Annotated in this window: 10 protein-coding genes and 2 pseudogenes; 4 read left to right on the top strand and 8 right to left on the bottom strand. The window is 43.8% G+C overall.

Annotated elements, in window-relative coordinates:
- Nucleotides 1-59: 59 nt before the first annotated feature.
- Nucleotides 60-344: pseudogene (locus NE671_RS08195) on the top strand (MATE family efflux transporter); the annotation flags it as partial.
- Nucleotides 345-505: 161 nt separating this feature from the next.
- Here NE671_RS08195 and NE671_RS08190 read toward each other — a convergent pair.
- From NE671_RS08190 to NE671_RS08165, 6 genes are read right to left on the bottom strand one after another with little or no spacing between them, the layout of a single operon-like run.
- Entirely contained in the window at nt 506-1,870 is a 1,365-nt protein-coding gene (locus NE671_RS08190) for a sensor histidine kinase (RefSeq protein ID WP_256163854.1), read from the bottom strand.
- A complete protein-coding gene (locus NE671_RS08185) occupies nt 1,861-2,523 on the bottom strand; it encodes a response regulator transcription factor (RefSeq protein WP_055056575.1) in 663 nt (220 codons plus the stop codon). Before NE671_RS08185 ends, NE671_RS08190 begins: the two co-directional genes overlap by 10 nt.
- A 38-nt stretch (nt 2,524-2,561) precedes the next feature.
- Nucleotides 2,562-2,939: a NisI/SpaI family lantibiotic immunity lipoprotein gene (locus tag NE671_RS08180; protein WP_025580194.1), complete on the bottom strand. Its 378-nt coding sequence runs from the start codon at nt 2,937-2,939 to the stop codon at nt 2,562-2,564.
- Nucleotides 2,932-3,675: a lantibiotic immunity ABC transporter MutG family permease subunit gene (locus NE671_RS08175; protein WP_256163853.1), complete on the bottom strand. Its 744-nt coding sequence runs from the start codon at nt 3,673-3,675 to the stop codon at nt 2,932-2,934. The genes NE671_RS08180 and NE671_RS08175 overlap by 8 nt, the downstream gene beginning before the upstream one ends.
- A gap of 2 nt (nt 3,676-3,677) precedes the next feature.
- Nucleotides 3,678-4,424 carry a lantibiotic immunity ABC transporter MutE/EpiE family permease subunit gene (locus NE671_RS08170; RefSeq protein WP_008705323.1) on the bottom strand — a complete coding sequence of 249 codons (747 nt, stop codon included), beginning with the start codon at nt 4,422-4,424 and terminating at the stop codon, nt 3,678-3,680.
- Nucleotides 4,425-5,129 carry a lantibiotic protection ABC transporter ATP-binding protein gene (locus NE671_RS08165; RefSeq protein WP_173722862.1) on the bottom strand — a complete coding sequence of 235 codons (705 nt, stop codon included), beginning with the start codon at nt 5,127-5,129 and terminating at the stop codon, nt 4,425-4,427.
- Between the two features lie 331 nt (nt 5,130-5,460).
- On the opposite strand from NE671_RS08165, the gene NE671_RS08160 reads away from it, so the two are divergent.
- Complete coding sequence (locus tag NE671_RS08160) at nt 5,461-5,697, top strand: helix-turn-helix domain-containing protein (protein WP_118064609.1); 237 nt, start codon at nt 5,461-5,463, stop codon at nt 5,695-5,697.
- Between the two features lie 147 nt (nt 5,698-5,844).
- Here the strand turns inward: NE671_RS08160 and NE671_RS08155 are convergent, their stop codons facing one another.
- Complete coding sequence (locus NE671_RS08155; RefSeq protein WP_021651319.1) at nt 5,845-6,003, bottom strand: transposon-transfer assisting family protein; 159 nt, start codon at nt 6,001-6,003, stop codon at nt 5,845-5,847.
- A 3-nt stretch (nt 6,004-6,006) separates the two neighbouring features.
- The gene (locus NE671_RS08150) at nt 6,007-6,147 is read right to left on the bottom strand and encodes a hypothetical protein (RefSeq protein WP_237971917.1); all 141 of its coding nucleotides are present in this window, start codon (nt 6,145-6,147) and stop codon (nt 6,007-6,009) included.
- Between the two features lie 164 nt (nt 6,148-6,311).
- Between NE671_RS08150 and NE671_RS08145 the strand changes: the two are divergent.
- Both NE671_RS08145 and NE671_RS08140 read left to right on the top strand, forming a co-directional pair.
- Nucleotides 6,312-6,578: pseudogene (locus NE671_RS08145) on the top strand (ABC transporter ATP-binding protein); the annotation flags it as partial.
- Between the two features lie 208 nt (nt 6,579-6,786).
- Entirely contained in the window at nt 6,787-6,936 is a 150-nt protein-coding gene (locus NE671_RS08140; protein WP_156906918.1) for a hypothetical protein, read from the top strand.
- The last annotated feature ends 48 nt before the right edge of the window (nt 6,937-6,984 follow it).

Raw genomic sequence — 6,984 nt, 5'->3', positions numbered from 1 at the left:
GCAATTCATCTCACCACCTGAAGAGGTGGGAGAATTCTTGCTACATTTGTTAAAACAAAATGGCGGAAAGCAACAAGATGAAGGATATGCCGGTAAATAAGCTGATGATCCAGATGGGAATCCCGATGATCCTATCTATGGCATTGCAGGCAGTCTATAACATTGTAGACAGTGCATTTGTGGGAAATATGAAAGCAGGCAGTGAGACAGCACTAAATGCTTTGACACTGGTATTTCCAGTGCAGATGCTTATGGTGGCAGTGGGGATTGGAACCGGTGTAGGAACCAATGCACTTCTTGCAAGGACACTTGGACAGGGAGACAGTAAAAAAGCTGCAAAGGTAAATTAAGCGTGAAAATGGGTCTGCCCAGCAGCGGTTTTTTTCTTTTCTGCCGCTGGGCAGATGTTTTTTCTTTAGATATATGATAAGAGGAATTTTTGAAGATTCCATAAAGATTTGAAAAATGGACGGACATAAAAGACGTCCATTACACTATCGGAAAATCAGCAAGGAAGTTTCATAGTAACCTTTGCGCCGCCGGTTTCTTTTGAATTTTCTAAAATAAGCTGACCATTATGTTGTTCCATAATCGAATTTGTAATATATAGACCCATACCAAAGTGTAACTTTGAATTGCGGCTTTGATCGTCCATATAGAACCGTTCCTGTGCGTGGCATAATGCCTCTTTAGAAAACCCCGTTCCCTCGTCTGTGACTGAAATTTCCACGAAACCGTTGTTACTCTGAACATCCACATAAAGCGTTCCGCCTTGCGGGGAGTAGTCCAGCCCATTACTGATAACATTCATAATAGCACGTTCTATCAGCACCCTATCAAATTTCAGCATTTGAGGGAGTGAAACAGTATTCATTTGCAGCCGGATTTCTTTTGTCCGGCATAGTGATTCCATATAACCGAACAAGTGCTGCATGAACGCTGGCAAGTCTATACTTTCAATATGGAGCTGATAACCAACCGCCGCCCGTGATATATCAATCAGGGTTTGAATATATGACTGCATCTGGCCGGAGCTTTCCACGACGTAACCAGCGTATAATCGTTGCTCATCATCAAGATTTGTTTCTGTGAGTAAATCAGCATTTCCTTGAATAACCGTCAGAGGCGTTTTCAAATCATGGGCAAGCGCGGCGATTTGCTCTTTCTGTGTCTGTTCGGTTTTCCATTGCCGTTCTAACGAAATTTTCAGATTATCTTTCATATCTGAAAAAGATGCAAGGACATCTTCAAACTCTTTGATTTTGGCGTGTCCTACTTCAAAATCAAGGTTTTGCTTTGAAACCTCCGCAGTTGCTTCAAAAAGCGGGGTCAGTTGTGTACGCAGGTTCTTAGCAAATCTGGCGGTCAGTATGATAATGACCAGCAGCGAATTTACAGCCATCAGGATAAACACAAGCGTGTCAGGAGATGGAAAATATTCCGGTAGCCATGACACTGTAAATTGAGAACCAATATAATACCTTAAAACGCAAAATTCGTTTTCCCGGACAACAAGTGCAAACTGCCTCCCCGTAGCATATTCAATATATTCTCCCTTTGCGTACAGCAGGGCAATTTCTTTTTCATCATCGTCCATATTGCTGTAAAGCTCATTAAAGTTCTTGTCCAGAATTAAGTAGCCGCATCCCTGTGGAATCACAACCTTTGTAATATCCGGGGCAATCGTCAGCGTTGGAATGATCTCTTTTACCTGCAATTCACTTAGATTTGCTCTTGTAGCTAATCCAGCATTTACAGCAAGTCCCTCCAAACCAAAAGGGACAATAATTGCCGCTACCAGCATGACAATGAGGGAGATAGCAAACTGGCGAAACAATATTTTCAATGTAGGTTTCTTTTTCACTCCCATTTATATCCTATCCCCCATACGGTGCTGATCGGACTTATTTTGAAATGCTCCAATTTCGCACGAATATTTTTTATATGCGTTGAGATCGTAGAGTTATCGCCTATTCCATCAAACCCGAAAACGGCTTCATAGATTTGTTCTTTTGTAAAAACCTGTCCCCGGTTTTTCGCAAGGTATTCACAGATTGAATACTCGCTTTTAGTAAGGGGAACCGGCTGTTCTGAAACATACAGTACCTTTGCGGAAAGGTCAAATCTTATATCAGGCTCAAATGAAAGTGTGCTGTGATGCTCCCTTTTTTCTCTGCGTAAATGTGCCGCGACACGGGCGCGAAGCTCCTGAATACGAAAAGGTTTCGTAATATAATCATCCGCACCGATGCCTAATCCAAACAATATATCTTCCTCTAATGTCTTTGCGGTCAGAAAGAGAATCGGGCAGTCTACCATATTCCTGATCTGTTTGCAAAACTCAAACCCGTCTGTGCCAGGCATCATCACATCCAAAAGAATGAGGTCATAGAAATGCAGCTTTTTGATGTCTACATCATCCGCATTTTGACAGACTGTTATCAAATATCCATCTTTCCCCAAACTGTTCTTAATCAATTCCAAGATAGAAACTTCATCGTCAACTACAAGTAAGTGGGTCAAAAAATCACCTCCCGCCCCATTATACTACATTGTCGAGGTTACTCATCATTATTTTTAATGTCAGCTTTCCGATATTCATTGTTGATATTTACAGCTACGGCATTGCTTATATCCACATCCACAATACTGTAAACGTAGCCGAAACTGAAATCTTCCCCCGCCACATTTTTGAAGCGTTTCGATACCTGCCCGATTTCTTCTTGCAGTTCTGACATTTCAAGACATTCATCCGTTATGGTATATGTCAGGCCGTTATATGAAATTTCATCATAGTTTGCGGCGTTCAGCTCATAATACGGCAGAGATTCATTTAACGCCTTATTTTTATCGGCGGTATCGCGGAGCGCACCGCAGGCCGATAAGCATATAAGACTTACAAGCACAATTACCACGGCAAACAGGCACTTTTTATTCACTGTTTTTACCTCCCTCCCAACCATGAAACCAAACCAAACTGGCAATCAGCAGACAAACAGTGCAGCATACAGAAATAATCATACCGCTGAAAAAATCGGTTTTTACCTGTGCATACAGTTGGGGGCTATCCCATGCAAGCACAGTGTAATCCATAGCACGAACGCCCCAGGCCCAGGGAATATATTTCCATGTAGCGTCACCAAGCCCTGTTATCATAAGGGCAGCTATTAAACTCCCTGCAATTCCCAATCCCATAGATGCACCTTTTCCGAAGCTCATTCCCACAAACAAATGAATCAGGTAAATGGGAAGCATGGTAATCAACAATAGAATCCCTGCTTTCAGGTAAAGGCTTGCCGGAGCATCCCTATATAGTGCAGCGAATGTTCCTAACGCTAAAAGTGTTGCGCCAAAAGCACAGATCATCAGAAAACCAAGTTTACCAATATACGTTGCCATGCGAGATGGGATTGTTCCCAACAAAAGCTGATAATGCCCGGCCTGATTTTCGATCTGAACAACCAGGCCCACAATAATGCCGATCAGAAACGGGAACGCAACGGCCAGCACTTCCAGATAGGCACTGATTTTGGTTGCCAGTTCCCATCTGGATATATGATAGTAACCCGCAAAAATCGCCGCACATATAATCGGAATCATGCTGTGCATATAGAGCAAAATGCTATGTTTACACTTCTGATATTCTGCTTTCCAACAGCGAACCACAGATACCATAGTTACCCCACCTCCTTTTTCTCAAACCATCTTGCAGTTAAAAATGACAGCGCCGCAAACCAGGCCAGCGAAATGACCAATACAAGTATAATCATCCAAAATGCCATTGCCGTACTCTGATCTGCAACCGGCTCACCATTAGGCAAAATACCTAACACGGAAATCATAAGATGCGGCACCCAGCTATACGGGCAGATCATCCACAAAGAGGTTGTAGCCGTGAAAATCCCTAAAACGCTTCCAAGTCCGGCATTAAGAATAACCGTGACAAAGATACCAACTTTTTTTGATAACCATAAGCACAGCGGAACTTCCCATAGGCTTGCAATGACAATACAAGCTGTTCCGGCCGCAGCCTGCCAAATTCCGATTGTCAGGGGAATTTCGTTGATAACTAATATTGCAAAACCGCCCAACAGATTTAGCGCCAGGAAAATGAAATTCCCCACACAGGAGTAAATACCGGCCACTCCAATTTTTGCTTTCCAGACTTTGTTCTGCGAAACAGGCAATGAAGCAACGGCACGATATTTTAGTTTGCCATTATCCCGCTGTTCAATCAAGGCACAGGTGAGCGTAAGGAATCCAGGATAAAGCAGGATATACCACCAATTATAAGAATTGAGCTGGAACCAAAGAGGGGCAAAAAAGTTCATAAGCGCAGTTACAAACGGGGCCAGAACGATAAGCGTTTTTGTGAAAGTTCTCTTATGCTTTAGGTTCTCTGCCTGAATATATGCCATCTCCATTTAATATCCCTCCTTACCATTTCTGCGAATAACATCCATAAAGAGTTGTTCCAAATCTTCACCGGCGCGAAGCTCTCCCTCATATCCAAGGACGCCGCCAGCAATGATACCCACATGATCTACAATCTGCTGGACTTCTGACAGAATATGGCTGGACAAAATAACTGTAATCCCTTTGCAGGGAAAGGAGCGAATTAACTCTCGAAGTTCCTCAATCCCTAAAGGGTCAAGGCCGTTAGTCGGTTCATCCAGAATCAAAAGCTGGGGACTGTTCAGCAATGCAATAGCAATACCAAGCCGCTGCTTCATACCAAGAGAAAACTGCCCGGCCCGTTTCTTGCCGGTATTCGTGAGCTGGACAATTTGCAATACCTCGTTAATTCGTGCATCGTCCAGGCCGAGCAATGTAGTTCTGACTTTGAGATTTTCGTATGCAGTCAGATTTTCGTAAAGCGGGGGCATCTCAATCAAAGCACCGATATGCTCCAGATCATTCCGCTTCCACGGGTGGCCGTCAAACTCGATGCTTCCCGATGTGGGGCGCAAAATGCCGGTGAGCATTTTTAAGATCGTGGATTTGCCAGCCCCATTCGGCCCCAGCAGACCATAAACCGAGTTGCGCCGGATGTTCAGTGACACATTGTTTACCGCCATTTGCCCCTTGAAATTTTTGCAGAGGTCAGTCGTTTTCAAAATCATATCCATATAATCAAGTCCTTTCTTTGATTCTACGGATAGCATACCGGGCAATTTTGAAGATTTCATAAAGATTCCCGAAAACAGAATATGAACAATACACCGTAACCGTGGAGCATATCGCAACAAAGCACCAACCTACGCATTTAGGGCCTTAAAAAGCCCTATATTTCAAGGTTTTTCCCGCATAGTCGGCGGGGTATGTGAGTGTTTTATCCTATCCCCGCCATAGTGCCGCTCTAAATGCGTAGAATTTACCAGCAGAAAATCGCCGGTTTCTCTGGCTCCATACTCCCAGATATGGTATCATGGAAAAAATCAATCTGACGGGGGTATCAGGATGGACGGACAAGAAAAGCTGCTGGACTATGAAACAATCAAAGCCGCCGTTGCCGGTGAGAAGTGGGCCACAGAAAAGGTGCTGGCCCACTATGCGGACTACATCGACGAGCTTTCCACGGTGGAGATCAGGCAGCCGGGCGGCAAAGTGAAAAAAGTCATTGACGAGGATATGCGGCAGCACATTTCCTTAAAGCTGCTGGAAGCGTTGCCGAGCTTCCCGCTGGAACAAGAATAACGATCAAGAGGGCTGCACCCTCTTACGCCGCTTTGCGGCTATCACCTGCACACCCCCGAAACAGATACACCCGCTGCGCGTCTGTACCTGTTTCGGGGGCTAATAATGACTGTAACCTACGCCTTTCGGGGCTGATAACCGCCAGTTTCAAAGCTTCTCCCGCATGTTTGCAGAGGTGGGCGAATACTTTATCCTATCCCCGTCCATACCCGGCATGGCTGCGGTGATCTTGCCTATCGTCCTGCGTCGGTCTGCGTTGTGGTACATACAGATCAAATTTTCTTCTTCCACGGTAAAGTGCATCATTCCTCATACCTCCAATTCATTTTTCTTGGTTCTGGCCGTCGCCTTTTTCGGGCTGGTGGCCTGTTTGCTGTCGGCAAGCTGCTTGCGGATAGATGGCCGGGGCTTGCGAATACTCACATCACGGCGCTCATCTTTGTTAATCATGGCATATACCCCGTCACCTCCTTTCCTTGGGCAAAAAGAAATGCCTTTTTCGTCGCAGACTTACGAAAAAGGCATTTCAGGTGTGATTATAGAGAGGTTTAATTGTCTTTAGATTTTTGAAAAGTCCCGGTTTTATGCGGGTTTGCGCTGGTTGTGCTAATCGGAACGAAGCTACTGCTTACACGGATCCGGAAAACGAGGCGATTCTGCAGAATTCTATGGATGCAGTAGATGCACTTACAAAGGAAAAAACGATTATTATGATTGCCCACAGATTAAAAACAGTCAGACATGCAGACCAGATTGCGGTTGTTGAAAAAGGAAGAATTGCACAGCAGGGAACACATGAGCAATTAATGAAACAGGAAGGTATTTATAAGAGATTTGTGGATGCAAGGCAGCAGGCGGTAAGTTGGAAACTGGTGCACTGAGAAATAATCCACAGTTGGTGAATATCCAAATTGAATTGTCTGAAAGAGATTTAATTTAAGTTTCGCTAAGTTTCACTTATATAGGCAGAATGAGGGATATTCAATAAAGTAATATGAAAAAAGCACTGAAAACCGTTGGATTGATATGCTCCCCATATGGTAGACAATGGAAATATCCAAAAATCTATCATATGAGGAGCATATTTTTATGTCTAGGAAACAGTATAGTAAGGAGTTGAAACTTGAGCTCGTAAAGAAACACCTTCCAATAAAAGAGCATAAAGGGCTAAAGGCGGAAATTAGTTTTTCATTTTACGGTTGCAAAAAAATAACACAAAAATTAGCACTCACCTCTTGACAGTGCTAACAAATAGTGTTATAGTTCTCCTAGAACAAGAAAAAAGCA

This window comes from Blautia sp. DFI.9.10, assembly GCF_024461705.1.
GTDB classification, from domain to species: Bacteria; Bacillota; Clostridia; order Lachnospirales; family Lachnospiraceae; genus Blautia_A; species Blautia_A fusiformis.
The sequence above is the reverse complement of the archived record's forward strand: the minus strand, read 5'-3'. Positions and strand labels throughout refer to the sequence as shown.